Genomic DNA, 26,587 nt, shown 5'->3' with positions numbered 1-26,587 from the left:
GAACTTTAGCCCGCTCTATTTCTCTCGTCAACCATGTGAAATAGGCGTTTTTATTCGCCTTTCGTTGCACTTGGCCATCCCACCACTAACAAAATGTCAACAATCAGGCGTTTTTTACCCATACCACTGCCAATAACGTGAGAACGCCGTCAATGGCTTGTGCTGGTGTGATCGTGACGAGACCTCTAAAATGTGTCGCCCTCACTGGCCTGGCGTTTGCTTCATGACAACGGCGTTGACGATTACAGCCCTTCCCTACGCTCCTGATCCTTTGGCTCTTTTTGCCAAGCTTAGGCAACGCCCTGGCGCGGTGCTGCTTGATAGCGGCCGCCCTAAAGCCACCAACGGGCGCTATGACATTCTGACCAGCGACCCGCTTGCGACGCTTGAGATAGGGCCTAGCGGCCAAACAACGTTTGAGTCTGAGACGCTGGCACTCCCCGCTTCGCTCAGCGATACAACGGCTCAGCAACAGTGGCTGCTAGAGCAGCTACCAAGCCCACTGCAAGAGAGCGAGCTGCCTTTTCTAGGGGGCCTGATAGGCTACTGGAGCTACGATTTTGGCCGCAATCAGGCAGCTATCCCCAGCCAGCACCCGCCGGCAACCCAGCTACCGCTAGCGCGCCTGGGACTGTTTGACTGGTGCATTACGTTTGACCACGCCACCCAAACTGCTTGGCTGGTTGGTAGCGAAGAGCGGCGCAGCCAGGTAATGACCTGGCTAAACGAACCAGCAGCACCTACTGCCCCCTTTCGGCTTACCCAGCCGTTCTTAGCCGAGCTGAGCCAAGCGGAATACACACAACGCTTCACCGCTGTGCAGCGCTATATTCGCGCAGGAGACTGCTACCAAATTAATTTGGCCCAACGCTTTTCGGCCCGTTACCAAGGCGATGAGTGGCAGGCGTACCTTAAACTGCGCGAGGCCACACCCACGCCTTTTTCAGGCTTTATGGCGTGGGGTGAGCAAGCGGTGATGTCACTTTCCCCAGAGCGCTTTATTCAAAGCCGTCACGGGCTAGTAGAAACTCGGCCAATTAAGGGCACTCGGCCAAGGGGCCAAACGCCAGAACAAGATCGTGCGTTAGCAGATGACTTGCTCAGCAGCACCAAAGATCGCGCTGAAAACGTGATGATTGTGGACCTGCTGCGCAACGACCTAGGGCGTGTATGCACACCCGGCTCTATTCGCGTGCCGCAGCTGTGCCAGTTGGAGAGCTACCCTAATGTGCACCATTTAGTTAGCGTGGTGCAGGGCCAACTTGCCCCCCAGCACTCACCGCTTTCACTGCTCACCGCTGCGTTTCCCGGTGGCTCAATCACGGGCGCTCCTAAAATACGCGCAATGCAGATTATTGATGAGCTGGAACCCTGTCAGCGCAGCGTTTATTGCGGCAGCCTGGGGTACATCGACATCCGTGGCAGTATGGATACTTCCATTGCCATTCGTACCATGGTGGCCGATGCAGGGAATCTGCATGTATGGGGCGGCGGCGGGCTAGTCGCTGATTCGCAAGCGGAGGAAGAGTACGCCGAAACACTGGATAAGATCCGCCACTTAATAGGCGCTTTGGAATAAGCGACTATGCTCTTACATCAAAAAGAAATATAAAAATCTAACCAAACGGTATTGGGGAGAACCCCATTGCCTTTGTTAGCCTAGGAGGATGGTACGCTTTTTCACATAGGAGGCCGCATGTCCTCAGCGCTTGAACAGATTAATCACGACTTTGCTAACAACCCCCAAGGGCTGATCGAATGGGCGTTCAGCCAAGGCGAACGTCCTATCTGCACCACTAATTTCCGCCCCTTCGAAGCAGTCATACTGCACATGGTGACGCAGGTTCGCCCAGACATTCCGATTGTATGGATGGATAGTGGCTACAACACTGAAGCTACTTATCAGTTTGCCGATGCGCTCATTCAGCGTCTCAATTTAAATATCGTGAGCTTTTTACCTAAACGCACGCGCGCCCACCGTGAAGCGTTAGAGGGCGCCATGCCGGGTATCGATGACCCGCGCCATGACGCCTTCACCCAAGAGGTAAAGCTTGAACCCTTCGAGCGCGCTCTGCGGGAGATGCAGCCCGATGTATGGTTTACCGCGCTGCGCGCCGAAGATACGCCGGAGCGGGCTAAAATGCAGGTAGTGAGCCGCAACAGCGACGGCCTGCTGAAAGTCGCGCCACTGCTACAGTGGACCGCTAAGGATATGTACTACTACCTAGAGGCCAACGACCTCCCCAATAACTTCGACTACTTCGACCCCACCAAAGTGGAAGAGAAGCGCGAATGCGGGCTGCACTTACAGCACTAATGTGGCCAGTCGTATGCATACCAAAAACACCGCCCAGGCATTTGCCTGGGCGGTGTTTTTATATCGCGCTTAGACCTTATTTGCCTAGCCAGATGCTTAATACTCGGGCAGCTCTACGCCTTCAAACAGCGCTTGCTCAAAACGTGGCCCAGCCATGAGCGCTTCATCTACTCGGTCACGGGTTAAGTGTGGAGCAAACCGTGCCAAGAAGTCATACATATAGCCGCGCATAAAGGTACCGCGACGAATACCAATTTTCGTGGTGGAGCTGGCAAATAAGTGGCTGGCATCGAGGGCCACAAGATCGCTGTCCAACACCGGGTCTACTGCCATGTGGGCCACAATACCCACACCCATGCCTAGTCGAACATAGGTTTTAATCACATCCGCATCCGCAGCGGTTAGCACCACGTTCGGCGTTAAGCCCTTTGCTTTAAACGCATCGTCTAACTGCGAACGCCCAGTAAAGCCAAACACGTATGTCACCAACGGATGGTCGGCCAGGGCTTCAAGCGTCAGCGGGCCGTTTAGCGTTGCCAGCGGATGCTCTTTTGGAACCAGCACACAGCGGTTCCAGCGATAGCAGGGCAACAGCACCAAATCGGTAAAGAGTTCTAAAGATTCCGTGGCAATCGCAAAATCCGCCTGCCCTTCACTCACCATCTGGGCGATCTGCTTGGGCGTGCCTTGCTGCATATGCAGCGCTACCTCAGGGTACTTTAGGGTAAATTCACTAATAATAGGGGGTAGCGCGTAGCGAGCCTGCGTATGCGTGGTGGCGATGGCCAAGCTGCCACGTCGCTCGTCGCTATGCTCCTGTGCCACCTGCTTGATGTTTTCCGTTAACTTAAGCACCTGACCTGCCAACTCGATTATCGACTGACCGGCGGGGGTGACACGGGTTAAATGCTTACCGCTGCGGGCAAAGATCTCAACGCCTAACTCGTCCTCCAGCAAGCGAATCTGCTTTGAGATACCTGGCTGAGAGGTGAACAGACTCTGCGCCGTTGCCGAGACATTCAGGTTATGTCGATTGACTTCCCAGATATAGCGAAGTTGCTGTAGCTTCATATCCTCACCTTATTATCTATGCAGGAAGCACGTAAAAGCGCGTCCTCGCGCTGCTACTGCGTGCTTAGCCAAGCGCCCGGTTACCATGGCTCAATGAGCACATTTTTGAATAAAAAAACGTCTTATAATTCACTTATAGTATAAAAAATAGCGTCTATGAACATCTATTAATTTTTTCTATTTAAGGACAAATCGCATCAGGAATTTGCCAGCACCCGCCGCGCCCGCTAACATCTGGCAACTTGGCGCGGTGAAAGTGCGCTAGTATTTCGCGTAATGACCGTTGCTCCATTTGAGGCAACGAAACAGCAAGAGCAACGCAAACGGGAGAAGCAAATGGCTAACAATGTTGATGTCACCAACGCCAATTTTGAGCAAGAAGTCCTCAACGCCGAACAGCCTGTCCTGCTGAAATTCTGGGCCCCCTGGTGCGGCCCGTGTAAAGTCATGGCACCTGTTGTTGATGAAGTGGCCGCTGAGCGTGGCGATAACCTGAAAGTGGTTAGCGTCAACGTTGATGATGCGCCGGAAATTGCCGCTGAACAGGGCGTCCGCGGTGTACCCACGGTCATGCTGTTCAAATCTGGCACCAAAGTCGCTTCACTGGTGGGTGCGCAGTCTAAGTCTCAATTGACTCAGTTCATCGACCAGAACGCTTAAGCCGTTCACGTTACCGCTGGCGCTGCCAGCGGTAACTTCCTTCTTATTCTTTGCTTATCTCGACGTCGGCTTCCTCTTTTCTTAACCACTTCCCCCTTCTCCAGGGCGGACGACGCGCATCTCCTGGGCGTTTTAGCTGCACATTACGTTGCCTCCCGGGGCCCAGTAAATGGGCAATCCAGCGGGTTTGAGGATGGCTATCCAAGGCAATTTTCAGCGTCATGGTCAGTACCACCGATAGCAGCATACCCGCCGCACCAAAGATCCACCCCCACACCACTAAAGATAAAAACGCCACAAAAGTAGATAATCCAAGTGCCTGCCCCATCACTCTTGGCTCAATCAAATTCCCCAAAATGAAGTTGATGACCAAGTAGGCCGATGCCAGCAACAGCGCCTGCAACACTCCCCCATCTTGAGACACTAACAGCAGCAGCACGGGCGGAATAGCCGCCAAGGCAGAGCCAATATTGGGAATAAAGTTAAGTGCAAAGGCCAATACACCCCACAGCAGCGGAAACTCCACGCCGACCATCAGACACGAGAGCCAGACCAACACGCCGGTTGCCAAGCTAATGACGGTTTTAACTGCCAAGTAGCGCTTGAGGGTTAGGCTGAACTCACTAAACCGCTTCAGGCTAGGCGCTGGATTTTCAAGCGCGCGGGAAACCTTATCGCGAAAATGCAGCGTCTCAAACAGCATGAAAATCACTAGCAGCGCAACAATACTACCCTGCATAAACAGCGAACCGAGTTCTCCTAGCAGCGTCGCCACCCAAGAGCCATCATCTTCCATGGCAAACATCGAACTCAGCTGATCCGGATCAATCGCTAAGCCATGGGAAGCCATCGCATTCAGCAAGTCCCAATAGTGCTCATAGAGCCTGGATTCAATATCCGGAAGCGCTTCAACAAAGGTGCTGAAACTGTTGACCACCAACAGCCCAATCAGAGAGATAAAGCCCACCAGTACCAGCAGCGTAATCAGCGCCGCTATTCGCCGACTCAAGCCACAGTGATGCAGCCACTGCACGGGTGAAGTACACACCACCGCAATAAATACGGCCAGCAGCAGTGGCACCAGTAAATCAGCCCCCACTTTCATTCCGGCAACAATCACCACCAAGGCGGCAAGCGCCAGCGTGGCATTCAGCGGAATACTTCGATAATCCTCGTCCGACAACTTCGACATAGCCCTTTCCTTAGCATGTTATCTATACATGATGGCTGCTTGCTGGGTATTGCACAAACCGTGCAAACATTAAGTAACTGTTTTTCGACTACGCTTAGCCTGTGAACTTTATGACCACGCTCCCTTCAAAGCAGCGACCACCTATCGTCATTAGCTCATTTAACGCATGGCTCTCAGCAAGGAAGTGACCTATGAAAACAGCAAATCATCCTCTTAAACGACTGCGCTACGGCGTGCTGGGCGGTGCATTACTGGCCCTGATGGTAGCGCCTAGCGTGCACGCCGCTCCCCCCGCCCCCCCTAGCCTCCATGTGCAAGCGCAGTCATGGGTGGAAGTCGAGCCCGACAAAGCCACACTCTCCGCACGCTTGTGGGAAAACACCCCGGCCGTTTCCACGCTGGAAGAGACCGATAGCGAAGCGCTTAGCAGCGCCAGAGAGCGGCTGGAACAGCGCGCCAGCGAGCTTATTGCCGCGATGGAAGAGATTGGCATTGAACAGCGTGCCATCAATGCCGGTTCACTCAACGTTTATCCTGAGCATGTGGCCGGCCCGCGAAACGACGACGGCGAGCAGGATACCTTGATGCGTACCCGTTTGGAGCGCCCCTTCAGCGTTGAGCTAACTAATATAGACCAATTAGGCGATGTGCTGGACGCGATGATTGGCGCGGGTGTGAATGCCTTGGATGGCGTGCAGTTTGACCTGCAAGATCGCGATGCCGCCACCGACGAAGCACTCACCAAAGCGTTGGAAAAAGCCCGTCATAAAGCAGACTTGATGGCGAGCACGCTGGGCGTCACGCTGGGTCACGTTCAACGTATTGAAGAGACCCAAGCACCGATTTTTCAGCCCCGCATGATGGCTATGCGCGCTGAAAGCGACGCTGTGGGCAGCGGCTCAGCCAGCGACTACCGCCCCGGCACCATTCGCATTGATGCCGGGGTGAATGTTGAGTGGGCGCTTAGAGGGCAAGACGGTCGAGGCCGCCCAGGTAGGGTTGCAGGCGAGCAGGAATAGTCACAGACCCATCTGCCTGCTGGTGGTTTTCAAGCACTGCCAGCAGGCAACGCCCCACCGCCAAACCAGAACCATTCAGCGTATGCAGTAGCTGCGGCTTTTTGGAATCAGGGTGACGGTAACGGGCCTGCATCCGGCGCGCCTGGAAATCTTCACAGTTTGAGACAGAGGAGATTTCCCGGAAAGTGTCTTGGCTTGGCAGCCACACTTCCAGATCGTAGGTTTTAGCCGCGCCAAAGCCCATATCCCCAGTACATAGCGTGACCACCCGATACGGCAATTCCAGCGCCTGCAGGATTGCTTCGGCATGGCCGCGCATCTCCTCCAGCGCTTCGTAGCTTTTCTCCGGCTCAACAATCTGCACCATCTCAACTTTATCGAACTGGTGCTGACGAATCATGCCGCGAGTATCGCGCCCGTATGCGCCCGCCTCAGAGCGGAAACACGGCGTGTGAGCGGTCAGCTTCATCGGCAGCGCCGCTAGCTCCACAATCTCATCACGCACAAAGTTGGTCAGCGGTACTTCAGCGGTGGGAATCAGGTGATATTCGCGCTCATCATTGAGTTTGAAAAGATCCTCGCCAAATTTTGGCAACTGCCCCGTCCCCATCAGAGAGTCACGATTCACCATATAAGGCACGTAGCACTCTTCATAACCATGCTGCTGGGTTTGGGTATCCAGCATAAACTGCGCTAGCGCACGGTGCAGGCGAGCGATAGGGCCACGCATCACTGCAAACCGTGCGCCTGTCAGCTTAGCGGCCAGCTCGAAATCGAGATAACCGGATTTCTTACCCAAATCCACGTGATCCAGTACCTCGAAGTCGAATTCACGTGGCGTGCCCCAGCGGTGCAGCTCCACGTTATCGTCTTCGCTGTTGCCTTGCGGCACACTCTCATGGGGCAAGTTCGGAATACCGCTGACCGCGTCATCCCACTCAGCCTGCACCTCAGCAAGCTCACGCTTAGCACTATCTAAACGATCACCAAGATCACTCACCTCGTCCAGCAGCGGCTGAATATCTTCGCCACTCGCCTTAGCTTTACCAATCGCTTTCGAGCGCATATTACGCTCGTTTTGCAGCTGCTCGGTCTGGGTTTGCAACTCACGACGGCGCGACTCTAGCGCCTGCAGTGCCGCTTTATCGAGTGCGAAGCCCCGCCGGGCCAGTTGTTGCGCAGTCGCATCAAGATCACCGCGCAGCAGTTTCGGATCGAGCATGAGTTATCCCTTGGCCAGAATTCTGTGAAACACGGCACACAAACGCCGTGACAAAGGGGCCTATTGTAGGCAAAAGCACGTCAGGGGGCTATGGGGTGACACTGAACGGGCAGATCACGGGTATGCGTTATGAGCAATGCACATATCCATCCCCGCTTATTAGCCAAAAGTGGTAGAGTGCCCGCCGATTCGCAGCAAGAATCACAACAACGGATTCAGGACAGGAGAAAAGCAGTGCAGGAAACAGCACAGCAAGGAAAGTTTGGCTGGTGGCGTCGTATCGCCCTATGGAAAAAAATTCTCGCCGGCTTGGCGCTCGGGGTGTTAGCGGGCGCACTGCTCGGTGAAACCGCCAGTGTCTTTAAGCCATTGGGCGATATTTTTATCAACGCCATTATGATGTTGATTGTGCCGCTGGTATTTTCGACGCTGGTGGTGGGTATTACCTCCATGCGTGACCCGCAAAAGATGGGCCGTATCGGTGCGCGCACCATTACGCTTTACCTCGTCACGACCGCATTTGCCATCAGCATTGGCCTAGCGCTCTCTACCCTACTCCAGCCTGGGGTGGGTGTCGGGCTAAGCTTCGACGCTGAAGTCTCGGCTAACGAAGCTCCCTCGCTGATGTCGATTCTGATCAATCTGGTGCCGCGCAACCCGATTGATGCCCTGGCTAATGGCAACATTATGCAAATCATTGTGTTTGCCATTGGCTTGGGGATTTCGCTGACCCTGATCGGAGAGAAGGGCGAGCCGGTGATGAAGGTGTTTGATAGCTTCGCCGAAGCCATGTACAAACTCACCGGATTGGTCATGGCGTTTGCGCCGTTCGGGGTGTTTGGTTTGATTGCCCATGTATCGGGCCAGTACGGCTTAGAGATTTTGCTTCCACTCGCCAAGCTGATCGGCGTGGTCTATCTCGCCAGTATTTTGCATGTGCTCGTGGTCTACTCTGGCTTTATCTCTCTACTGGGGCGTTTGAACCCGGTGCGCTATTTAAAGGGCAGCCTGGATGCCATTGTGGTGGCGTTTTCTTCTGCCTCGTCAGCAGGCACCCTGCCCGTCTCCATTCGCTGTGCGCAGAAAAACCTCGGCATTTCTGAAGGGGTATCTGGCTTTGTATTGCCCGTGGGTGCCACCATCAATATGGACGGCACCGCCTTGTATCAAGGCGTGGTAGTACTGTTTATTGCCCAGATGACCGGCACTGATTTAAGCATGATGGATTACGGAATGATTGTCGCCACCGGTACGCTGGCCTCGATTGGTACCGCAGGGGTTCCCGGTGCAGGCCTGATTATGCTCTCCATCGTGATGGCGCAAATTGGCTTGCCCTTGGAAGCCATCGCTGTGGTCGCGGGTATTGACCGTATTCTGGACATGGCGCGCACCAGCGTTAACGTGGCGGGCGATTTGATGGTGACCACCCTGGTAGGTAAAAGCGAAGGTGAGCTTAACGAAGAAATTTATAACACCAGCCGCCCTTAATTATTAACCATGCGGTTCCACGCCCGCGGCCTCTGGCTGCGGGCGTTTTTTATACGCATCGGCAAGCTGCTAGGATGCTCTTATCCCGACTTTATTGAGCGAGTTATTATGCCTTCCGCCTTAGAAAACACCCTTGCCGATATCGATGAGCTGCATTCCCAAGACCCTCAGCACAGTCACCTTGCAGATGGCACCTCTCAGCCCCAGGAGCTGGTGTATGCCCAGCGCATGAGCCACTGGCTGGAGCAGCTGCACAACGCACCCAGCGAGCTGCTGCGCATTGCCGTGCGCGCTCAGCATTTGCAGCGCTGGCAACAGCCGCGAAGCGATTACCCGGAAGGCCGCATTGGCTACTTAACCTGGCGTCGGGACCAAAGTGCCCAGGCCGGTGATACCACGGCGGCGCTAATGGCAAAGGCAGGCTACTCCCAAGAGGAGGCAAAGCGCGTGGCCAGCATGATTCGCAAGCAGGGGCTGGGGCGCGATAGCGATGTGCAAGCCCTGGAAGACTGCGCCTGCCTAGTGTTCTTGGAAAACTACTTCGCCGACTTCTCCCGCAAGGTGGAGCACGATCACATGGTGCGCATTGTGCAAAAGACCTGGGGCAAGATGTCGCCGCAGGCACATGCGCTGGCCCTGACGCTGCCCATGAACGACGCCTGCGCGGCGCTAGTAAAAGAGGCGCTCAATAGCCACTAAGACGCCACCTCAAGATGCACCGCCGCAGTAGCTGCGGTAAAGTAGCGCTATCCCCTATCCGCTTCCAGCAGTGACGGCTTAACCCCCTATGATTGCATCCCTGGACTCTCGCACGGCCCCCTTTGAACGCCTTGGCAACCACTACGTGCGTTTTCTCGAAGCCCTACGTGCCCGCGGGTTTGAAGGCGAAATCGCGCCGGACTACGCCAACCGCACCGTGCTGGCGACGGATAACTCGATTTATCAGCGCCTGCCCCAGGCGGCGGTGTTTCCCAAACACGCCGAAGACCTGGAGCGCCTTGCTAAGCTCGCCTCCGAGCTGCCCCACCGGGATATCATCCTCACCCCGCGGGGTGGCGGCACCGGCACCAATGGCCAGTCGCTGACCGACGGCATCGTGGTGGATGTCTCCCGCCACATGAACCAAATACTTGAGATCGATGTGGAAGCCCGCCGGGTGCGGGTACAGGCAGGCGTGGTCAAAGACCAGCTAAACGCTGCGCTAAAGCCCCACGGGCTGTTTTTCGCCCCAGAGCTATCGACATCGAATCGCGCCACCATTGGCGGCATGATCTCCACCGACGCCAGCGGCCAAGGTAGCTGCCAATATGGCAAAACCCGCCACCACGTGCTGGAGCTGGATACGATTTTGCTCGGCGGGCAGCATTTACACAGCCGCCCACTTAGCGCGGAAGAAGAGCAACAAGCGCTGACCCAGGAGGGTGTGCTCGGCAAGGTACACCGCACCGCCGCCACGATTATCGATCAGCAGCGCGAACTGATTGAGGCGACATTCCCGCCGCTTAACCGCTGCCTGACCGGCTACGATTTGGCCCACCTGCGCGAAGATGGCCAGCTCAACCTCAACAGCTTGCTGTGTGGCTCAGAAGGGTCGCTAGGTTTTTTAAACGAAGCCGTGCTCAACGTACTGCCGATCCCTAAGCACTCTACGCTGGTCAACGTGCGCTACCCAAGTTTTATGGACGCCCTGCGGGATGCCAAGGCGCTCATGACCAGCAGCGCTAAGCCCACCTCCATTGAAACCGTGGACGACACCGTCCTGCAACTGGCGATGGAAGACTTCGTGTGGGACAGCGTGGCGGAATTTTTCCCGGCGGGCAGCACGCCCATTCAGGGCATCAACCTGATTGAGTTCAACGACGATGATCCCGAACAGTTAGCAACGCGTGTAAAGGCATTTACCCAGCACCTTAGCCAGGATGCCACCGTGGAACGGCTAGGCTACACCCTGGCCGAAGGCCGCCCGCAGATCCAGAAAGTCTACGCCATGCGCAAGCGTTCGGTGGGCTTGCTGGGTAACGTTCAGGGGGAGAAACGGCCGCTGCCATTCGTAGAAGATACCGCCGTTCCGCCGGAGCACCTGGCTGACTTCATTACCGAATTTCGCGCCGCGCTGGATGCACGCAAGCTCTCTTACGGCATGTTCGGCCATGTGGATGCGGGTGTGCTGCACGTGCGTCCGGCGCTGGATATGAAAGACCCCGCCCAGGAGGCGCTGATTCGCGAGATCTCCGATGAAGTTACCGCCCTCACCCAGAAGTACGACGGGCTGCTGTGGGGCGAACACGGTAAAGGCGTGCGCTCCGAGTACGGGCCTAAGTTCTTTGGTGAGCTCTACCCCTGCCTGCAGCAGGTAAAAGCGGCGTTCGACCCGCATAACCAGCTCAACCCCGGCAAGATTGCTTCACCTTCTGAAAGTACCACGCTGATCGCCAAAGAGAGCGACCCGGAACTGCTCACCGTCGACGGCGTGCCCATGCGCGGCCAGCTAGACCGCACGATTGATGAGCGGGCGTGGCAAGCGTATGACGCAGCGGTGTACTGCAACGGCAACGGCGCTTGCTACAACTACGATGTGGACGACCCCATGTGCCCATCGTGGAAGGCCACCCGCGACCGCCGCCACTCCCCTAAAGGCCGCGCCAGCCTGATTCGTGAGTGGCTGCGCCTGCAGTCTCAAGCGGGCATCGACGTAGTGGAAGAGTCACGTAAAAAGAAAGCCGAGCGCAGCTGGGGCTTTATCAAAAGCTTCCCCAAGCGGGTGATGAATACCCTGAGCCGCCAGCAGCACCACGACTACTCACACGAGGTCTACGACGCCATGGCGGGCTGCTTGGCGTGTAAATCCTGCGCGGGCCAGTGCCCGATCAAGGTCAATGTGCCGCAGTTCCGCTCGCAGTTTTTAGAGGTGTACCACGGCCGCTACCTGCGCCCGCTGCGGGATTACGTGATTGGCGGCACCGAATTTATGCTGCCTGCGTTAACCAAGATGGCCCCGCTCTATAACGCCGCCCTTGGCCAGCGCTGGGTTGAGCAGCTGATGCAGAAGGGGCTCGGCATTAGCGACTCCCCCGCCCTATCGCGCGCCAGCGTGAAAAAGCAGCTGCGCGCCTGGGGCGTCGCGGAAGCCACACCCACATCGCTTTCGCTGCTCACCGAGCAGCAGCGGGCCAACAGCGTGGTGATTGTGCAAGACGCTTTCACCACTCACTTTGAAGCCAAGCTGGTGATGGATGTGGTGGAACTGTTGTCGCGGCTTAACCTACGCGTGTTTGTGATGCCGTTTTCTGCCAACGGCAAGCCTTTGCACGTGCAGGGGTTTTTAGGGGCCTTTGAGCGCACGGCGGAAAAGCAGGCCAAACGCCTTCGCGCGCTTAGCGAATTTGAGGTGCCCATGGTAGGCATCGACCCTGCCATGACGCTCACCTATCGCCAGGAGTACGTCAAAGCTCTGGGCGGCGATAAGGTTCCGGATGTACTGATGCTGCAGGAGTGGTTAGCAACCCGCATAAATACCCTCGCCCCCGGCCAGCTAACGCTCAGAGACCCAGGTTTTAAGCTGCTTTCCCACTGTACCGAAAAAACCAATGCACCGGGCAGCCCAAAAGCGTGGCAGCAGGTGTTTGCGGCGTTTGGTTTGCAGTTGGAGCTGGCCACCACGGGCTGCTGCGGCATGTCGGGTACCTACGGCCACGAAACCCGTAACGTCGCCACCTCCAAAACGATTTATGCCCAGTCTTGGCAGCCCCAGGTGGAAGCAGAGGAGAACGCGGGCAAACTGCTCGCCACCGGCTACTCCTGCCGCAGCCAGGTGAAGCGCTACTCGGCACAAACCCTGCCGCATCCTTTACAGGCCCTTCTCCACTGCCTACGCAGCCAGCCACGATAGGTTAATTTACACTAGCGCCTGATCGCACACAGGGCCTGCTGCGCATGCAGCAGGCCCTGTGGATATGGCAACGTGTATTTGGAGCGTCGGCGTTAACCTTCCTGCGTATAAGGCAGTGAAGAGTGATGCAGCACGATGCGTAAGTTGCCCTCGTCGTCTAACTGGTAGCCCCAGGTTTTGTCTACCGTCGTGGTATTGCCTTCGCTGTCCAGCATCGCTACGTGGCCCATGGTAAGCGCGGTATCGCCGCTGATAAAAATGGCCGCGTTATCCACCTCTACCTCTTGCCAGCCTTTCAGGGCAAAGCCGCTATCTTCTGGAAACTCATCGCTGTGACCAACAAAGTAGGCCAGCGCACCTTCAGCGGTTGTGCGGAACGTTTGTGGATCGCTGGCCAGCGTTGGCTTGAACAGTACCGGCCCCATCGCATAGCCATAGGCCCCTTCAATTATGGTGCTGGCCAGCTCACGCGCCGCATCAATCCCGTCGTTTTCATAGGTGGTTGCAATCGCCACCAACGCCTCGCCCCATGCCTGCTGAGCCTCTTTCACTTGTTCGGGAGTGATGTCGCCTCCAAGATGAGTGACTTCTGTGGCGTGGGCAAAAGAAGCAGCACTTAATCCAATCGCCGTACCAAGCAAGATCTTTTTCAACATATTGGCGTCTCCGTTGTTGCACCGTGAGAATAAAAAAGCGCTTAACAGTGCTCTGCCAGTGAGCTTTTAAGCACTATACGCGGAGCGCCCTTTCATTAAGGTCATCACAGCATTAACAGAGCAGGCGTTTTACATTAATAGAAGGTGAATAAACGGCGAGGTGTTTTGCTCTATCACGTGTTGCCCCTATCACTTGTTGCCCCTATCACTCTGCAGGCGCAGGGTTCAGTCGGTAACCAAAACCACGCTGGGTGGTAATTAACGACTCCCCCGCCCCTTGGGTATCTAGCTTGGCGCGCAGGCGACGGATATAGACATTCACAATATTCGTCAACGGGTCTTCATGGGCTCCCCAAACGCTGGCTAAGATACGCTCACGGCTATACAGCTTGCCTGGGGTCGTCATTAACAGCTCAAGGATCGCCAGCTCCTTAGGTGTCAGGTCGATACGCTGGCCGCCCCGCGTCACGCTGCGCTGCTCACGGTTTAGGCAAAGGTCACCTACCCACAGTTCGCTATGCGAAGGGGGCTGATGGTGGCCATGGTAGCGACGATGCAACGCACTTAAACGCGCTAACAGCTCTTCAAACGCGAAGGGTTTTACTAAATAGTCGTCTGCGCCAGACTCAAGCCCCGAGACGCGATCTTCAATGCTGTCCAGCGCCGTCAGCATTAATACTGGGTAACTGACGGCGGCGGTGCGCAAACTTCGGCAAAGGTCCGTGCCTTTTATATCGGGCAGCAATCGATCAAGAATAATCACCGGCTGTATATCAGGCTCCCGAGCACACTGGATAATGTGCAGCAAGGCTTCCTGCCCTTCGCTGAACACCTCTACCTGATACCCTTCTGCCGCAAGACCTCTGCTCAGAAAGTCACGAATGCGAAGGTCGTCTTCGACCACAATCACGTGCATCTTCAATCGTCCTTTAGGGGTAGGTGGCCCGCTGCAGCGTGCACAGGCAGCTGTAAACGGGCCTCACACCCTCCCTCATGTACCGTCTCTAAACTGAGCTGCCCACCGTGCAGGCGAGTTAGCAGCATAGCAATGGCCAAGCCTACGCCCTGGCCATCCGGTCGATGGTGGCGAGCCTGCATGCCTCGGTAGCCGCGTTCAAACAGTCGCTGTGCCTCACTGTCCATTAGCCCAATACCGTGATCACGCACGCAAAGCTCCCAAACCGCTTTACCCTGTTTATTCGCCACTTCAGCGCTAACGTTAACAACGCCTCCGGCGTGGGAGTACTGCACGGCATTATCCAGCAAAATAGCCACTATCTGCTGCAAGCGTTGGGGGTCTCCTAGCACTGTCGTACTGTGAATAGGACCGCTCGACACAACAATATTACGCAGCCTGCCCAACGTAGAGGCTTGATCGATGGCATCCCCCAATAACGTCGACGGGTCCAGGGGCTGGCGTTTCACCTGCCACTCCACAATATCGCTGCGGGCCATGGTCAATAAGTCACTAATCACATCGGTTAAGCGCGCGGCATCGCTGGCGATGCGCGTCAGCGCTTGCCGATACTCGGCCTCACTGCGGCCACTTCCCCGTAGGGTAATTTCCGCCTCGCCGCGAATCGAGGTAGTGGGCGTGCGAAGCTCGTGGCTAATATCTTCTAGCAGCTGCTGCCGCTGCTGGCCCAGCTGGCGCAGGCTGGCAAGAGCAATTTCAAGCTCTCGGGTGCGGACATCCACAAGGTCTTCAAGATGCTGTTTCCGATCTTGCTCTATCCGGCGATGCTGACGCAGCTCATCCGCCATAACGTTCATGCGCGTCGCCACATGACCAAACTCGTCGCGCATACGCTCATCTAGGCGGTGCTCAAGATCTCCCCGCTGAAACGCCTGCGCCCCCTTCACTAACTCATAAATAGGGCGCTGAAGCGCTCGAGCAAAATACCAAAACACCAGCACAATGGTGAGTGTCAGCGTAAGCGTGGCGGCAATGGCCAGGGTTATCAGATGTTGCAACGACTGGTCGGCATCGCTGCGCTGCTGAGCTAGCAGGGTGCGTTCACGGGCGAGAGCATCCGACAACACCATTCGCAGATGTTGGCCGTCCACTAGGTCGAACTGTTCGGTGGCGGGCATCACCGAACTGGCTAACACGGCACGCTCAAGCGCTTGAAATAACGCGTCAAAGGTGGCGAGCGCCGCTCGGCGCTCATCCACTAACGCCGCAACCTGCTCGTTCGTAGAGAGCATGCGCCTGGCAAGCCGGTCGCTATTAGCGTGAAGCCGCTCTAGGTGGGTGCGCAGCTCATACAGTAGGAAATCACGCTGCTCAATATCATCAGGCTGGAGGTCGCTTTGTGCATTTACCAGCCAAGTGCGCAGCCGGTTTTTACTATCCGAAAACGCCAAAAACCCGGCGTGTAGGTCGCTGGACAGTCTGCCAAGCTCGACTTTTTGCCGAGCGCCGTCAATGGCCCATACTGCCACACCGCCCTGAACAAGCATCAGCAGTGTCAACACCAGCAGGGCAATGCCAAGACGACGTTTGAACATCACCAGCCTCCAAAGAGAGCCGAAGAGCGCTTACGCCGCCTGCGTGAAGCCCGCTCAGCGTTAGTTAGGCAAGGTATCGCGGGTTAAAAAAACAGTCGTTTTAGCGCTAAGCCTGGATCATCTTCACGCATGAAAGCCTCGCCCACCAAGAAGCCATTGACCTCATGGTCGCGCATCAGCTCAACATCATCACGGGTGTGGATGCCAGATTCGGTAATCACGGTGACATCTGCCGGAATGCGTGGAAGCAGGTCCAGGGTGGTATGCAGGCTGGTCTCGAACGTATGCAGGTTGCGATTGTTGATACCCACCAGCTTTATATCCAGCGCCAGGGCCCGCTCTAGCTCATCAGCATCGTGAACTTCCACCAGCACATCCATCCCCAACGCGTTGGCCTGCTGGTGCAAGTCGCGCAGCTGGGCGTCATTGAGCGCCGCCACAATCAGCAGAATGCAGTCCGCACCGATGGCGCGCGCTTCAGTGACCTGATAGCCGTGGGTAATAAAGTCTTTACGAATCACCGGCAGGTCGCAGGCATCGCGAGCGGCAATGAGGTAATCCTCATGGCCTTGGAAGAAGTCGGCATCAGTAAGCACAGAGAGGCACGCCGCGCCGCCTTGGGCGTAGCTTTTGGCGATATCTGCTGGGTGAAACTCTTCGCGCATCACGCCTTTAGAGGGCGAGGCTTTTTTTACCTCGGCGATCACTGCCGCGTCGCCTGCCGCAATACGCTGATTCAAGGCATCAATAAAGCCACGGGGGGCGCTCTGCTTCTCCGCCAGCGCTAACAGATCCGCTTCGGATACCGCCTGCTGACGCTCAGCGACTTCCTGGTCTTTACGGGCCAAAATGCGCGTTAAAATAGTCGGCGTTGCCTGGTCACTCATTGGAAGTTTTACCCTTTAAAGACGCTAGTGAAGTGCGAAAGCTCTCTGAGCTTCTCAAGCGGTAGTTTGGAGGCCTGGGCATCCTGGGCCACCATCACGCCCTCATTCAAGCTATCGGCCACGCCCGCGCAGTAAAGCGCCGCCCCGGCGTTGAGTGCCACCATATCCGCCGCTGCGCCCTCACCGCTAAGTGCGGCTTTCACCAAACGCAGGCTATCTTCCGCGCTGGACGCTTTAAGGGTGGCTAGGCTTTGGCGCTCGATACCCAGGGATTCGGGAGTAATGGTGTACTGGGTAATCTCGCCCTCTTTAAGCTCTGCCACTAGCGTGGGGGCTGCGAGAGAGATTTCATCCAGACCATCTTCAGAATGCACCACCATGACATGTCGGCTACCCAGCTTGCGCAATACTTCGGCCATCAGCGGCACCAACTCAGCAGAGTACACACCCAGCACTTGATTGGGCGCACTGGCGGGGTTGGTTAACGGGCCAAGAATATTAAACAGCGTACGCACGCCCATTTCCCGGCGTGGCCCAATGGCATAGCGCATAGCGGGGTGGTGGTTAGGTGCGAACATAAAGCCAACGCCTACCTGCTCAATACAGCGCGCCACTTGTTCAGGCTTGAGATCAAGATAGATGCCCGCAACATCGAATAAATCGGCGCTGCCAGAAGAAGAGGAAACGCTGCGATTGCCATGTTTAGCCACATGGGCACCGCCCGCGGCGGCCACAAAACTAGCAGCCGTGGACACATTAAACAGGTTGGCGCCATCGCCGCCGGTGCCGACGATATCTACCACGTTCTCGGCGTGCAGCTCGACGCGTTTCATTAAATCGCGCATTACTTGGGCAGCGGCGCTAATCTCTTCAGCACTTTCCCCTTTCATGGCCAGCCCCACCAGCAGGCCACCAATTTGTGCATCGGAGGCTTCGCCGGTCATGATCTGGCGCATCAGCGCGTGCATCGCATTGAAAGAGAGGTCTTCGCGGCGCATCACCGCGTTAATTGCGTCTCGCATTTGCATGAGCAGGAAAGCCCCTAAAGCGTATGAATTTGGCGATCAGCCGCGTTGTAAAAAGTTGGCCAATAACGCATGGCCCTGGCGCGTGAGTATCGACTCAGGATGAAACTGCACGCCTTCTATATCGAAGGTTCGGTGCCTAAACCCCATAATGAGCCCAGGGGTAACATCGTCATCCGCCGTCCAGGCGGTCACTTCCAAGCAGTCCGGCAGGCTGGTTTTATCCACCACTAACGAGTGATAGCGCGTCACTTCCAGCGGATTTTCCAAACCGTTAAACACCCCCTGGCCCCGGTGTACCACTGGCGATGTTTTGCCATGCATCACCTGGGGTGCCCGCACCACCTTACCACCATATACCTGGCCAATCGCTTGATGTCCCAGGCACACGCCTAAAATTGGCAGCCTGCCCGCGAAATACTCAATCGCCGCCAGCGAAATACCCGCTTCGTTCGGCGTACACGGGCCAGGCGAAATCACCAGATGGGTGGGCGCCAGGGCGCGCATCTGCTCCAGAGTAATCTCATCGTTGCGGTAGGTCATCACCTCGGCATTAAGCTCACTAAGGTACTGGACGATGTTAAACGTGAAGCTGTCGTAGTTGTCCAGCATCAACACCCGTTGCACTGCCTGCGCTTGCGCCATCGCCCCGCTTACTCCATCACATAAATAAAACCGCACTGGCGGGATGATACCCCAACCCAGACGCTCCTTGCAGGGGCAGTGCGCGCTTAGTGCAGCTGCGGCACCGCTGCCCGCTCCAGCCGACAGGCGGCGTACTTGAACTCCGGTATTTTACCGTAGGGGTCCAACGCTGGGTTAGTGAGCAGATTGGCGGCGGCCTCAGCGTAGGCAAACGGCACAAACACCATGCCGTCAGGGATTTTAAGATCCACTCGGGCGGTCAGCGTGATCGCTCCTCGCCGCGTGGTAATGGTGATCTTCTCGCCCGGTGCCACCCCCAGGCGATTCAATTCGCCCGGTGAAAGGCTGGCGACCGCTTCTGGCTCTAGGGCGTCGAGCACCTGGGCACGCCGCGTCATCGAGCCCGTATGCCAATGCTCCAACTGGCGGCCCGTGGTGAGCACCGTGGGGTACTCGGCATCCACCGGCTCATCCGGCGGCAGTGGGCGCGTAGGGGCGAATTTCGCCAGCCCGCCAGCACGCGGAAAGGCGTCGCTAAATACTACATCCTGGCCGGGCGCATCCTCGGCTGGGCAGGGGTACGTCACGGAGTTCTCTCGCGCCAGCCGCTCCCAGCTAATGCGGTTGAACGAGTGCATGCCCTGCTTCATTTCAGCAAACACTTCTTGCGGGTGCTGATAGCGCCAGCCCAACCCAAAGCGATTGGCGATTTCTTGGATAATCCACCAGTCGGGCTTAGCGTCTCCTGGCAGCGGTAAGGCCGCCCTGCCGAGCTGTACTTGTCGGTTGGTATTGGTCACGGTGCCCTCTTTTTCAGGCCACGCGGAGGCAGGCAGAATCACGTCGGCGAACTGGGCGGTTTCGGTGATAAACAGATCCTGCACCACCAAATGCTCAAGCTTACCCAGCGCGGCGCGGGCGTGGGTAAGGTCCGGGTCAGACATCGCCGGGTTTTCACCCAAAATGTACATACCGCGCACCTCGCCTGCGTGAATCGCATTCATTACTTCCACCACCGTCAGCCCAGGCTCATCGCTCAGCGGTGTGTTCCATAGCTCTTCAAAGGCAGCGCGCAGCTGGCTATCGCCCACTGGCTGGTAGTCCGGCAGCACCATGGGAATTAACCCGGCGTCTGAGGCACCCTGCACGTTATTTTGGCCGCGCAGAGGGTGTAGACCTGTGCCGGAGCGACCGGTGTGGCCGCAAGCCAGTGCCAGTGAGATCAGGCAGCGGGCGTTGTCGGTGCCGTGGGTATGCTGGGAAATGCCCATCCCCCAGAAAATCATCGCTTTTTCAGCCTTGGCGTAACGGCGTGCCACCTCACGAATGGTGTCGGGGGCAACACCGCAAAGCGCGCTCATGGCGTCCGGTGTGCTGTTGGCCACGCTCTGTTTGAGCGCGTCAAAGCCTTCGGTGTGGGCGTCGATGTAGGCTTGGTTATACAAACCTTCCGCAATGATCACGTGGAGCAGCGCGTTGAACAGCGATACGTCTGCCCCCGGTGTAAAGCGCACGCTCATGCTGGCATAAGCATCCAGCGCCTGCCCGCGAGGGTCGAGAATAATGATCTCGGTGCCCTGTTTGGCCGCCTGTTTAAAGAATGTTGCCGCCACGGGGTGGTTCACCGCCGGGTTGCAGCCAGTGAGGATCACCACGTCAGCTTCCAACGCCTGCATGAACGAAGCGGTCACCGCGCCAGAGCCTAAGCACTCCATCAGCGCCGCGACGGAGCTGGCATGGCAAAGCCGCGTGCAGTGATCCACGTTATTGCTGCCAAAGCCGGTACGCACCAGCTTCTGGAACAGCCACGCCTCTTCGTTAGAGCACTTGGCGCTGCCAAAGCCCGCCAGCGCTTTGGGGCCTTGCGCCTGCTTAATCGCCATCAGGCCGCCTGCCGCCATTTCCAGCGCTTCGTCCCAGTTGGCCTCGCGGAAGTGGCTGAAAGGATTGGCGGGGTCAAAGGTAGGGTCGAGCGCTTTGGGTATACCGGGCAGACGTATCAGCGGCTTGGTCAGCCGTGCGGGATGGCTGACGTAATCAAACCCAAACCGGCCTTTCACGCACAGGCGGTTCTGGTTAGCGGGGCCGTTGCGCCCTTCCACATAAGCCAGAGCATCGTCGTTAATATGGTACGTGAGCTGGCAGCCCACCCCGCAGTAGGGACACACGGAATCCACCTGCCGCTGGCTTTGAGAATCGCCCTGACCTTGGGCATTGACCACGGTGGCAGGCATCAATGCGCCGGTGGGGCACGCCTGCACACACTCGCCGCAGCCCACGCAGGTGCTCTGGCCCATCGGGTCGGCAAAATCAAACACGACGGTGGCGGCAGCGCCCCGCTGGGCCATGCCGATCACATCGTTACTCTGCACCTCGCGGCAGGCGCGCACGCACAGGTTGCAGGTAATGCAGGCGTCCAAGTTGACGTGCATCGCTGGGTGGCTGGTGTCTGGCTGTTGCACCTGTGGTGACGCCGCCGCATGGCTGACCGGTGCTGTGCGGCGTGGTGGTAGCCACGTTTTGACAGCATCCTCATCCACCGCCAACTGCTCGGCGATTGCCCAGAAGTGGCTGGAGCGGTCAGGGCTTTGGGCGCGGCTGGGCTGGTCGGCCATCAGCAGTTCCAGCACGGTTTCACGGGCTTGCATGGCACGGGGAGAGTGGGCGCTGCGCACCACCATGTCGGGCTTGGCCTCGCGGATACAGCTTGCCGCCAGCACCCGTTCGCCTTCGATTTCCACCATACAGGCTCGGCAGTTGCCGTCGGCGCGGTAACCGGGAGCGTCTTTAAAACAGAGGTGGGGAATGGTCTCCCCAGCACGCTTGGCTACCTGCCAGAGGGTCTCTCCGGGGTAGGCGGTGATCTCATGATCATCCAGCCATAGGGTGAACGAACCGGTCATAACGCACCCCCTTCGGCGGTATCACTGACGATAATCTGCTGCTGGGCAAGCGCAGGGCGGAAATCCTTAAGCAGCCCTAACACGGGGTTCGGTGCCGCTTGCCCTAGCCCACAAATTGAGGCGTCTTGCATCACCTGCGCCAGCCGAGTCAGCGCCTGTACGTCCCATTGAGGGCGCTCTAGCAGGCTGAGCATTTTCTCTGTGCCTACCCGGCAAGGCGTGCACTGCCCGCAAGACTCATCGGCAAAAAAAGCCAGCAGGTTGGTGGCCACCGCTTGAAGATTATCTTGCTCAGAGAGCACAATAATCGCCGCAGACCCAATAAAGCAGCCATGGGCCTGTAACGTATCAAAATCCAGCGGCAAATCCGCTTTACTGGCGGGGAGAATACCGCCCGATGCACCGCCGGGTAGATATGCAGCCAGCGAATGTCCTTCCGCCATGCCGCCCGCATACTCCTCTATTAACTCCCGCAGCGTGATACCCGCAGGTGCCAGGTACACGCCGGGCTTTTTCACTCGCCCGGAGACGGAAAAACTGCGTAAACCGAGTCTACCGTTGCGCCCATGTCCGGCAAACCACTCAGCGCCTTTATGCCAGATGGGCGCAATCCAGTAGACAGTTTCAACGTTGTTCACCAGCGTGGGGCGGCCAAACAGCCCTTGCTGGGCCACGTAAGGCGGGCGGTGACGCGGCTTACCCGGCTTGCCCTCCAGGGATTCAATCAGCGCCGACTCTTCGCCGCAGATATAGGCCCCAGCGCCCCGGCGCATGATGATGAATCCAGGCGCGACTAAACCCGCCTGCTCCAGCTCCGCAATCGCCTCATGGAGCACACGGTGAAGGCCAGGGTACTCATCGCGCAGATAGATATAGAGTTTCTCGGCCTCTATCGCCCAAGCGCTGACCAGTGCCCCCTCTAAAAACTGATGGGGCGCACGCTCTAAATGATAGCGATCTTTAAACGTCCCCGGCTCGCCCTCATCAGCGTTAATCACGCAGTAGCGCGGCCCGGCGGCTTGGCGCACCGCCTGCCACTTTTTAAAGGTAGGGAAGCCCGCGCCTCCCAAGCCTCGCAGGCCCGAGGCTTCCAGTGCCTGCAGCAACGTATCCACGCTTACCTTACCGCTGCGGACACTGGCCAGTAACTGGTAACCGCCTGCCTGCTGATAAGCGTCAAGCCGCTGCCACAAAATCGCCTCCGGGTGAAAGTGGCCCGTATCCACCACGGCCTCAACCCCATCGGCCGTGGCATACAGCACATGGTGATGGCCGACTTCAGCCACGGGTGCCGTATCGCAGCGCCCCATGCAAGGGGCACGCACCACCCGCACACACTCAGGATCGACGCGAGCAGCGAGCGCGCTGTGTAACGCCTGGGCTCCTGCCAGTTGGCATGAGAGTGAATCACATACGCGGATAGTGGTATCGGGGGGCGGTGCTTGGTGATCGTGCACAACATCGAAATGGGCATAGAAGGTGGCGGTCTCATAGACGGCGGCCATGGGCAGGTTCATATAGGCCGCTAAAGCACGCAGCTCTACTAACGCTAAGTAGCCATGTGCCTCCTGAATAGCGTGCAAATGCTCTATCAGTAGATCACGCTGCTGTAGGCTTGGCGTGAGACGCTCATCGCCCAATAAGCCCCGTAGCGCTGCCAGCGCCACGGGGGCCACATCGCGCCCTTTTGGGTAACCGCGACGACGGAGAGAGGACGTACCAATTTGAGAGGTCATGACACGCAATCCAGAGCTGGTCAAAAGAACGTTACTGACGCCATCCTCAAAGCCGCTATGCTCATTCAAAAGGGCCTAGGTGGGTGAGACAACGATTGGCTGGGGGTAGGCCGCTATGGGTAGTCACTTTGTCAGCGGCTTTTTCATAGCATAGAGGTTAAGCGTTAACGGGGAAACCATCGCGTTCTCTAGCGTCTAACTACTCGACGCCTAGGAACCGTGCGTACGCCAAGGCTGGCAACGGAGCCAGACTCTCTTTATTATCTGCCGTCATTTTAATAGGTTAGGAGCGTGACATGGATAAGCGGGCACCTTGGTTACTCACGCTTTTATTGGCAGCAGTGCTCACCTCTTCCCACGCCATCGCAGCACCTTCTTTTAAGGTCATTGCCTCTTTTTCCGTTATTGAAGACTTGGTAAAGCGTGTTGCTGGCGACGACATTACTATTACGACGATTGTACCGATAGGCCAGGATGTTCATCGCTGGGAGCTCACTCCTCCCAACGTACTGGCTGTGGAAGAAGCCGATATTGTGTTTTACAACGGCCATGGACTAGAACCGTGGATTCGTCATCTAGAGGCCATGGCGAGCGATACTTTAACGCTGATGGCGTTGGCAGAAATGGCTGACTACGCGCCTCTGACAATTCCAGTAGGCCAACATAAAGGTAACCCCGACCCTCATATGTGGATGGCCCCCGAAGGAGCCATTGCCTATATCGATGTCATTACACACACCTTAAGCACCCATTACCCTGAAAAAGCCCCCGCCTTTCAAGCGCGCGCGGATGAAGCAAAGCAGGCGCTTAAGCTGCTCAACCAGCAGCTTACCGAGCGGCTAGAGGGCATCCCCCAAACGAATCGTGTACTCACCACTAGCGAAGCGGCACTCGGCTATTTTGCCCATGCGTTTGGCTTTGAATACGCGGCCATCTGGGGGCTTAACAGTGAAACGGCAGGCAGCGCCCAAGCTATGGAAACCATGAGTAAGCGTTTAGCCGACAAGCGCCCGCCCGCACTGTTTTATGAGAGCACGACACCTTATATCCATATGGATGCCTTAGCGCGAGAAACCGGCCTTACACTGGCAGGCCCACTCTACGTGGATACGCTAAGCGCCCCCGATGGCCCCGCCTATAACTACCCCGCCATGCTACGCCACAATGCGGAGCTGCTGCATGAAGCGCTGGGAGGCGCCAGGGCCGAGGAGTAGCCGCTAGGCAATCAGCTCGCGGAGCGAGGATACCAACAGGTCAGGTTGGCTCTGTTCGATGGGGTCACCATGGTTATAGCCGTATGGCAACGCGATGGTGGTAAAGCCCGCCGCCTTGCCCGCCGCGATATCGTGACGGGAATCCCCCACCATCACGCTCACCGAGGGCGCAATATCCAGCGTTTCGGCAATATGTAGTAGCGGCAGCGGGCTGGGTTTCTTCTCTGCCAGCGAATCGCCGCCCACAGTGGCCACAAACAGTGGCAGCAGATCAAAGTGACTTAAAATGGGCGCGATAAACCGCTCAGGCTTGTTAGTAATCAAGGCAAGCTGATAGCCCGCATCATGCAAGGCATGCAGCGCTTCAAATACCTCAGGGTAGAGCGTGGTTAACGCATTGGGCGCTGCACCGTAGTGGCGCATAAACGCCTCATAGGCGCTTTGTTGCAGCGCTGCCTCTGGTGCGTTACCAAGCGACCATGTCAGCGCTCGCTCAACCAGCACCTGCGCACCGTTACCCACCCAATCGCGCACCTGAGACTCACTCGGTGCAGAGCGCCCAACCTCTTGCAGCGCTCGCTGCACGCCAACGGCTAAATCGGGCACTGAGTCGATTAACGTGCCGTCCAGATCAAAGGCGATCAATCGCTTTCCCTGCAAAATAGTATGCACGCTATGGCCTCGCTTATGCATGTGAGCTGTCGGTTCACAACAATGTTGATTCATTAGCAAATCTTACCTGCTTCGACCTTCGTCAGACAGCGCAGAACGATCTATGCTGTGGCTATATTCGCCAAGGAGAAAGTAATGGGCATTCCCCGAATTGTGATTGTAGGCGGCGGCGCGGGCGGTCTCGCCCTTGCCACACGTCTAGGGCATACGCTGGGCAAGAAAAAACGTGCAGAGATCGTACTGCTTGATCGTAACGCCACCCATGTTTGGAAACCGCTGCTGCACGAACTTGCCACCGGAGTACTGAACTCCAGCATGGATGAAGTGGATTACCGTGGACACTCCTCTGCACACTGCTACCGGTATCAGCGCGGCTCGTTGAACGGCCTGGATCGGGAGAAGAAGGTCATACACCTAGCCCCTATTAAAGATGACGATGGCATGGAAGTATTACCTGCCCGCCAGCTCACCTACGATTATTTAGTGCTGGCAATTGGTAGCATCTCTAACGATTTTGGTACTCAAGGCGTCGCCGAGCACTGCCATTTCATTGACTCCCCGCAACAGGCCAAAGCCTTCCAGCGGGATATGATCAATACCTTCTTGCGCTATACCGACCCCAATTTGCGCCAGCATACTCAGCTCACCATCGGGATTGTGGGTGGCGGTGCCACAGGCGTGGAGCTTTCAGCAGAGTTACTCGACGCCTCGCGCCTGCTCAATGCCTATGGCGTCACGGCCGTTGACCATCAAACGATCAGCGTGCATTTAATTGAAGCAGCGCCGCGACTGCTTCCTGGTTTATCTGAACGCATTAGCCAAACGGTGCAGCAGGAACTGGAGAGTATGGGGGTCTCCGTGCATGTGGGCACGGCGATTCAAGAAGCTCAGGAGTATCAGCTGGTGACAGGCGATGGAGAGGTGATTGAAACCGACCTCAACGTCTGGGCAGCAGGCATTAAAGCACCGCCGTTTCTTACTGAGCTTGGCCTAAGCACCAATAAGCGCAACCAGATTAACGTCAAACAGACGCTGCAAAGCGTGGACGACCCGCATATTTTTGCAATGGGAGACTGCGCAAGCTGCCCCCAAGGCGATGACGCAACGGTGCCGCCTCGCGCTCAGGCCGCCCATCAGCAGGCGAAGTTACTCGCCAAAAATCTGGAACATTGCCTGGAGAAGAAGGCGCTGCGCGACTTTCACTATCGCGATCACGGCTCGCTTGTATCCCTGGCCCGTTACGACGCGGTAGGTAACCTCATGCGCAGCTCTGCCTCTCGCGGCCTGTTCCTGGAAGGGTGGCTTGCGCGCCAAGCCTATGCATCGCTCTACCGCATGCATCAGCTCTCTATTCACGGTGCACCAAAAACCGGGCTTGCCTGGCTGGTGGACAAACTGAACCGCTACCTCAAGCCACGTATGAAGCTGCACTAACGACATGCAAAGGGCGGGAGACTAGCCCGCCCCTCTTGTGTCTTAG

21 protein-coding genes are annotated in these 26,587 nt (G+C 57.0%); 9 read left to right on the top strand and 12 right to left on the bottom strand.

What is annotated here, in order from left to right; translation table 11 throughout:
- The first annotated feature begins 223 nt into the window (after positions 1-223).
- Together pabB and IEW65_RS03985 are read left to right on the top strand one after the other, a co-directional pair.
- Positions 224-1,579, top strand: a complete 1,356-nt coding sequence (gene pabB, locus IEW65_RS03990) for an aminodeoxychorismate synthase component I (protein ID WP_188638193.1) — start codon at positions 224-226, stop codon at positions 1,577-1,579.
- Between the two features lie 117 nt (positions 1,580-1,696).
- Positions 1,697-2,317: a phosphoadenosine phosphosulfate reductase domain-containing protein gene (locus tag IEW65_RS03985; protein WP_188638192.1), complete on the top strand. Its 621-nt coding sequence runs from the start codon at positions 1,697-1,699 to the stop codon at positions 2,315-2,317.
- Between the two features lie 96 nt (positions 2,318-2,413).
- Here the strand turns inward: IEW65_RS03985 and cysB are convergent, their stop codons facing one another.
- Positions 2,414-3,388 (bottom strand): HTH-type transcriptional regulator CysB, encoded by a 975-nt coding sequence (gene cysB / locus IEW65_RS03980; RefSeq protein WP_188638191.1) that lies wholly within the window; start codon positions 3,386-3,388, stop codon positions 2,414-2,416.
- A gap of 276 nt (positions 3,389-3,664) precedes the next feature.
- Between cysB and trxA the strand changes: the two genes are divergently transcribed.
- Entirely contained in the window at positions 3,665-4,048 is a 384-nt protein-coding gene (gene trxA, locus IEW65_RS03975; RefSeq protein WP_009722702.1) for a thioredoxin, read from the top strand.
- A 43-nt stretch (positions 4,049-4,091) separates the two neighbouring features.
- Here trxA and IEW65_RS03970 read toward each other — a convergent pair whose 3' ends face one another.
- Complete coding sequence (locus tag IEW65_RS03970; RefSeq protein WP_188638190.1) at positions 4,092-5,240, bottom strand: AI-2E family transporter; 1,149 nt, start codon at positions 5,238-5,240, stop codon at positions 4,092-4,094.
- A gap of 191 nt (positions 5,241-5,431) precedes the next feature.
- Here IEW65_RS03970 and IEW65_RS03965 point away from each other — a divergent pair, with 191 nt between their 5' ends.
- The gene (locus tag IEW65_RS03965) at positions 5,432-6,259 is read left to right on the top strand and encodes an SIMPL domain-containing protein (RefSeq protein WP_188638189.1); all 828 of its coding nucleotides are present in this window, start codon (positions 5,432-5,434) and stop codon (positions 6,257-6,259) included.
- Here the strand turns inward: IEW65_RS03965 and serS are convergent.
- Complete coding sequence (serS, locus tag IEW65_RS03960; protein ID WP_188638188.1) at positions 6,204-7,481, bottom strand: serine--tRNA ligase; 1,278 nt, start codon at positions 7,479-7,481, stop codon at positions 6,204-6,206. The two genes, IEW65_RS03965 and serS, sit on opposite strands and share 56 nt — an antisense overlap.
- Positions 7,482-7,715: 234 nt before the next feature.
- Here serS and IEW65_RS03955 point away from each other — a divergent pair, with 234 nt between their 5' ends.
- The 3 genes from IEW65_RS03955 to ydiJ all read left to right on the top strand — a co-directional run bounded on the left by IEW65_RS03955 (position 7,716) and on the right by ydiJ (position 12,858).
- Positions 7,716-8,969 (top strand): dicarboxylate/amino acid:cation symporter, encoded by a 1,254-nt coding sequence (locus IEW65_RS03955; protein WP_188638187.1) that lies wholly within the window; start codon positions 7,716-7,718, stop codon positions 8,967-8,969.
- 108 nt (positions 8,970-9,077) lie between these two features.
- Entirely contained in the window at positions 9,078-9,668 is a 591-nt protein-coding gene (locus IEW65_RS03950) for a DUF4202 domain-containing protein (protein ID WP_188638186.1), read from the top strand.
- An 88-nt stretch (positions 9,669-9,756) separates the two neighbouring features.
- Positions 9,757-12,858, top strand: coding sequence for a D-2-hydroxyglutarate dehydrogenase YdiJ (gene ydiJ / locus IEW65_RS03945; protein ID WP_188638185.1), 3,102 nt, complete (start codon positions 9,757-9,759; stop codon positions 12,856-12,858).
- 92 nt (positions 12,859-12,950) lie between these two features.
- Here the strand turns inward: ydiJ and IEW65_RS03940 are convergent, their stop codons facing one another.
- The 8 genes from IEW65_RS03940 to IEW65_RS03905 all read right to left on the bottom strand — a co-directional run bounded on the left by IEW65_RS03940 (position 12,951) and on the right by IEW65_RS03905 (position 23,221).
- Positions 12,951-13,514 carry a phosphoribosyl-AMP cyclohydrolase gene (locus IEW65_RS03940; RefSeq protein ID WP_188638184.1) on the bottom strand — a complete coding sequence of 188 codons (564 nt, stop codon included), beginning with the start codon at positions 13,512-13,514 and terminating at the stop codon, positions 12,951-12,953.
- Between the two features lie 205 nt (positions 13,515-13,719).
- On the bottom strand, positions 13,720-14,430 hold the full coding sequence (locus IEW65_RS03935; RefSeq protein ID WP_188638183.1) for a response regulator transcription factor: 711 nt from the start codon (positions 14,428-14,430) through the stop codon (positions 13,720-13,722).
- 2 nt (positions 14,431-14,432) lie between these two features.
- Positions 14,433-16,025 (bottom strand): sensor histidine kinase, encoded by a 1,593-nt coding sequence (locus IEW65_RS03930; protein ID WP_188638182.1) that lies wholly within the window; start codon positions 16,023-16,025, stop codon positions 14,433-14,435.
- Between the two features lie 83 nt (positions 16,026-16,108).
- Complete coding sequence (gene trpC, locus IEW65_RS03925) at positions 16,109-16,912, bottom strand: indole-3-glycerol phosphate synthase TrpC (protein WP_188638181.1); 804 nt, start codon at positions 16,910-16,912, stop codon at positions 16,109-16,111.
- 8 nt (positions 16,913-16,920) lie between these two features.
- Positions 16,921-17,940, bottom strand: coding sequence for an anthranilate phosphoribosyltransferase (trpD, locus tag IEW65_RS03920; RefSeq protein WP_188638180.1), 1,020 nt, complete (start codon positions 17,938-17,940; stop codon positions 16,921-16,923).
- Positions 17,941-17,976: 36 nt separating this feature from the next.
- Positions 17,977-18,582, bottom strand: a complete 606-nt coding sequence (locus tag IEW65_RS03915; RefSeq protein ID WP_188638179.1) for an anthranilate synthase component II — start codon at positions 18,580-18,582, stop codon at positions 17,977-17,979.
- Between the two features lie 86 nt (positions 18,583-18,668).
- The gene (fdhF, locus tag IEW65_RS03910) at positions 18,669-21,485 is read right to left on the bottom strand and encodes a formate dehydrogenase subunit alpha (RefSeq protein ID WP_188638178.1); all 2,817 of its coding nucleotides are present in this window, start codon (positions 21,483-21,485) and stop codon (positions 18,669-18,671) included.
- Positions 21,482-23,221 (bottom strand): NADH-ubiquinone oxidoreductase-F iron-sulfur binding region domain-containing protein, encoded by a 1,740-nt coding sequence (locus IEW65_RS03905; protein WP_188638177.1) that lies wholly within the window; start codon positions 23,219-23,221, stop codon positions 21,482-21,484. The genes fdhF and IEW65_RS03905 overlap by 4 nt, the downstream gene beginning before the upstream one ends.
- A gap of 296 nt (positions 23,222-23,517) precedes the next feature.
- Between IEW65_RS03905 and IEW65_RS03900 the strand changes: the two genes are divergently transcribed.
- A complete protein-coding gene (locus tag IEW65_RS03900) occupies positions 23,518-24,435 on the top strand; it encodes a metal ABC transporter solute-binding protein, Zn/Mn family (RefSeq protein WP_188638176.1) in 918 nt (305 codons plus the stop codon).
- A gap of 3 nt (positions 24,436-24,438) precedes the next feature.
- Here the strand turns inward: IEW65_RS03900 and IEW65_RS03895 are convergent, their stop codons facing one another.
- A complete protein-coding gene (locus IEW65_RS03895; RefSeq protein ID WP_188638175.1) occupies positions 24,439-25,128 on the bottom strand; it encodes a phosphoglycolate phosphatase in 690 nt (229 codons plus the stop codon).
- Between the two features lie 114 nt (positions 25,129-25,242).
- Between IEW65_RS03895 and IEW65_RS03890 the strand changes: the two genes are divergently transcribed.
- Positions 25,243-26,541 carry an NAD(P)/FAD-dependent oxidoreductase gene (locus IEW65_RS03890; RefSeq protein WP_188638174.1) on the top strand — a complete coding sequence of 433 codons (1,299 nt, stop codon included), beginning with the start codon at positions 25,243-25,245 and terminating at the stop codon, positions 26,539-26,541.
- The last annotated feature ends 46 nt before the right edge of the window (positions 26,542-26,587 follow it).

It is taken from the genome of Vreelandella lutescens (assembly GCF_014640815.1).
Classification (GTDB): domain Bacteria; phylum Pseudomonadota; class Gammaproteobacteria; order Pseudomonadales; family Halomonadaceae; genus Vreelandella; species Vreelandella lutescens.
This window is presented reverse-complemented; position numbering and strand designations above follow the sequence as displayed.

What these genes read in the sequence shown, in the direction of transcription:
- pabB (WP_188638193.1), top strand. Translation starts at nt 224, where the DNA reads ATGACAACGGCGTTGACGATTACAGCCCTTCCCTACGCTCCTGATCCT.
- IEW65_RS03985 (WP_188638192.1), top strand. Translation starts at nt 1,697, where the DNA reads ATGTCCTCAGCGCTTGAACAGATTAATCACGACTTTGCTAACAACCCC.
- cysB (WP_188638191.1), bottom strand. Translation starts at nt 3,388, where the DNA reads ATGAAGCTACAGCAACTTCGCTATATCTGGGAAGTCAATCGACATAAC.
- trxA (WP_009722702.1), top strand. Translation starts at nt 3,665, where the DNA reads ATGACCGTTGCTCCATTTGAGGCAACGAAACAGCAAGAGCAACGCAAA.
- IEW65_RS03970 (WP_188638190.1), bottom strand. Translation starts at nt 5,240, where the DNA reads ATGTCGAAGTTGTCGGACGAGGATTATCGAAGTATTCCGCTGAATGCC.
- IEW65_RS03965 (WP_188638189.1), top strand. Translation starts at nt 5,432, where the DNA reads ATGAAAACAGCAAATCATCCTCTTAAACGACTGCGCTACGGCGTGCTG.
- serS (WP_188638188.1), bottom strand. Translation starts at nt 7,481, where the DNA reads ATGCTCGATCCGAAACTGCTGCGCGGTGATCTTGATGCGACTGCGCAA.
- IEW65_RS03950 (WP_188638186.1), top strand. Translation starts at nt 9,078, where the DNA reads ATGCCTTCCGCCTTAGAAAACACCCTTGCCGATATCGATGAGCTGCAT.
- ydiJ (WP_188638185.1), top strand. Translation starts at nt 9,757, where the DNA reads ATGATTGCATCCCTGGACTCTCGCACGGCCCCCTTTGAACGCCTTGGC.
- IEW65_RS03940 (WP_188638184.1), bottom strand. Translation starts at nt 13,514, where the DNA reads ATGTTGAAAAAGATCTTGCTTGGTACGGCGATTGGATTAAGTGCTGCT.
- IEW65_RS03935 (WP_188638183.1), bottom strand. Translation starts at nt 14,430, where the DNA reads ATGCACGTGATTGTGGTCGAAGACGACCTTCGCATTCGTGACTTTCTG.
- IEW65_RS03930 (WP_188638182.1), bottom strand. Translation starts at nt 16,025, where the DNA reads ATGTTCAAACGTCGTCTTGGCATTGCCCTGCTGGTGTTGACACTGCTG.
- trpC (WP_188638181.1), bottom strand. Translation starts at nt 16,912, where the DNA reads ATGAGTGACCAGGCAACGCCGACTATTTTAACGCGCATTTTGGCCCGT.
- trpD (WP_188638180.1), bottom strand. Translation starts at nt 17,940, where the DNA reads ATGCAAATGCGAGACGCAATTAACGCGGTGATGCGCCGCGAAGACCTC.
- IEW65_RS03915 (WP_188638179.1), bottom strand. Translation starts at nt 18,582, where the DNA reads ATGGCGCAAGCGCAGGCAGTGCAACGGGTGTTGATGCTGGACAACTAC.
- fdhF (WP_188638178.1), bottom strand. Translation starts at nt 21,485, where the DNA reads ATGACCGGTTCGTTCACCCTATGGCTGGATGATCATGAGATCACCGCC.
- IEW65_RS03905 (WP_188638177.1), bottom strand. Translation starts at nt 23,221, where the DNA reads ATGACCTCTCAAATTGGTACGTCCTCTCTCCGTCGTCGCGGTTACCCA.
- IEW65_RS03900 (WP_188638176.1), top strand. Translation starts at nt 23,518, where the DNA reads ATGGATAAGCGGGCACCTTGGTTACTCACGCTTTTATTGGCAGCAGTG.
- IEW65_RS03895 (WP_188638175.1), bottom strand. Translation starts at nt 25,128, where the DNA reads ATGCATAAGCGAGGCCATAGCGTGCATACTATTTTGCAGGGAAAGCGA.
- IEW65_RS03890 (WP_188638174.1), top strand. Translation starts at nt 25,243, where the DNA reads ATGGGCATTCCCCGAATTGTGATTGTAGGCGGCGGCGCGGGCGGTCTC.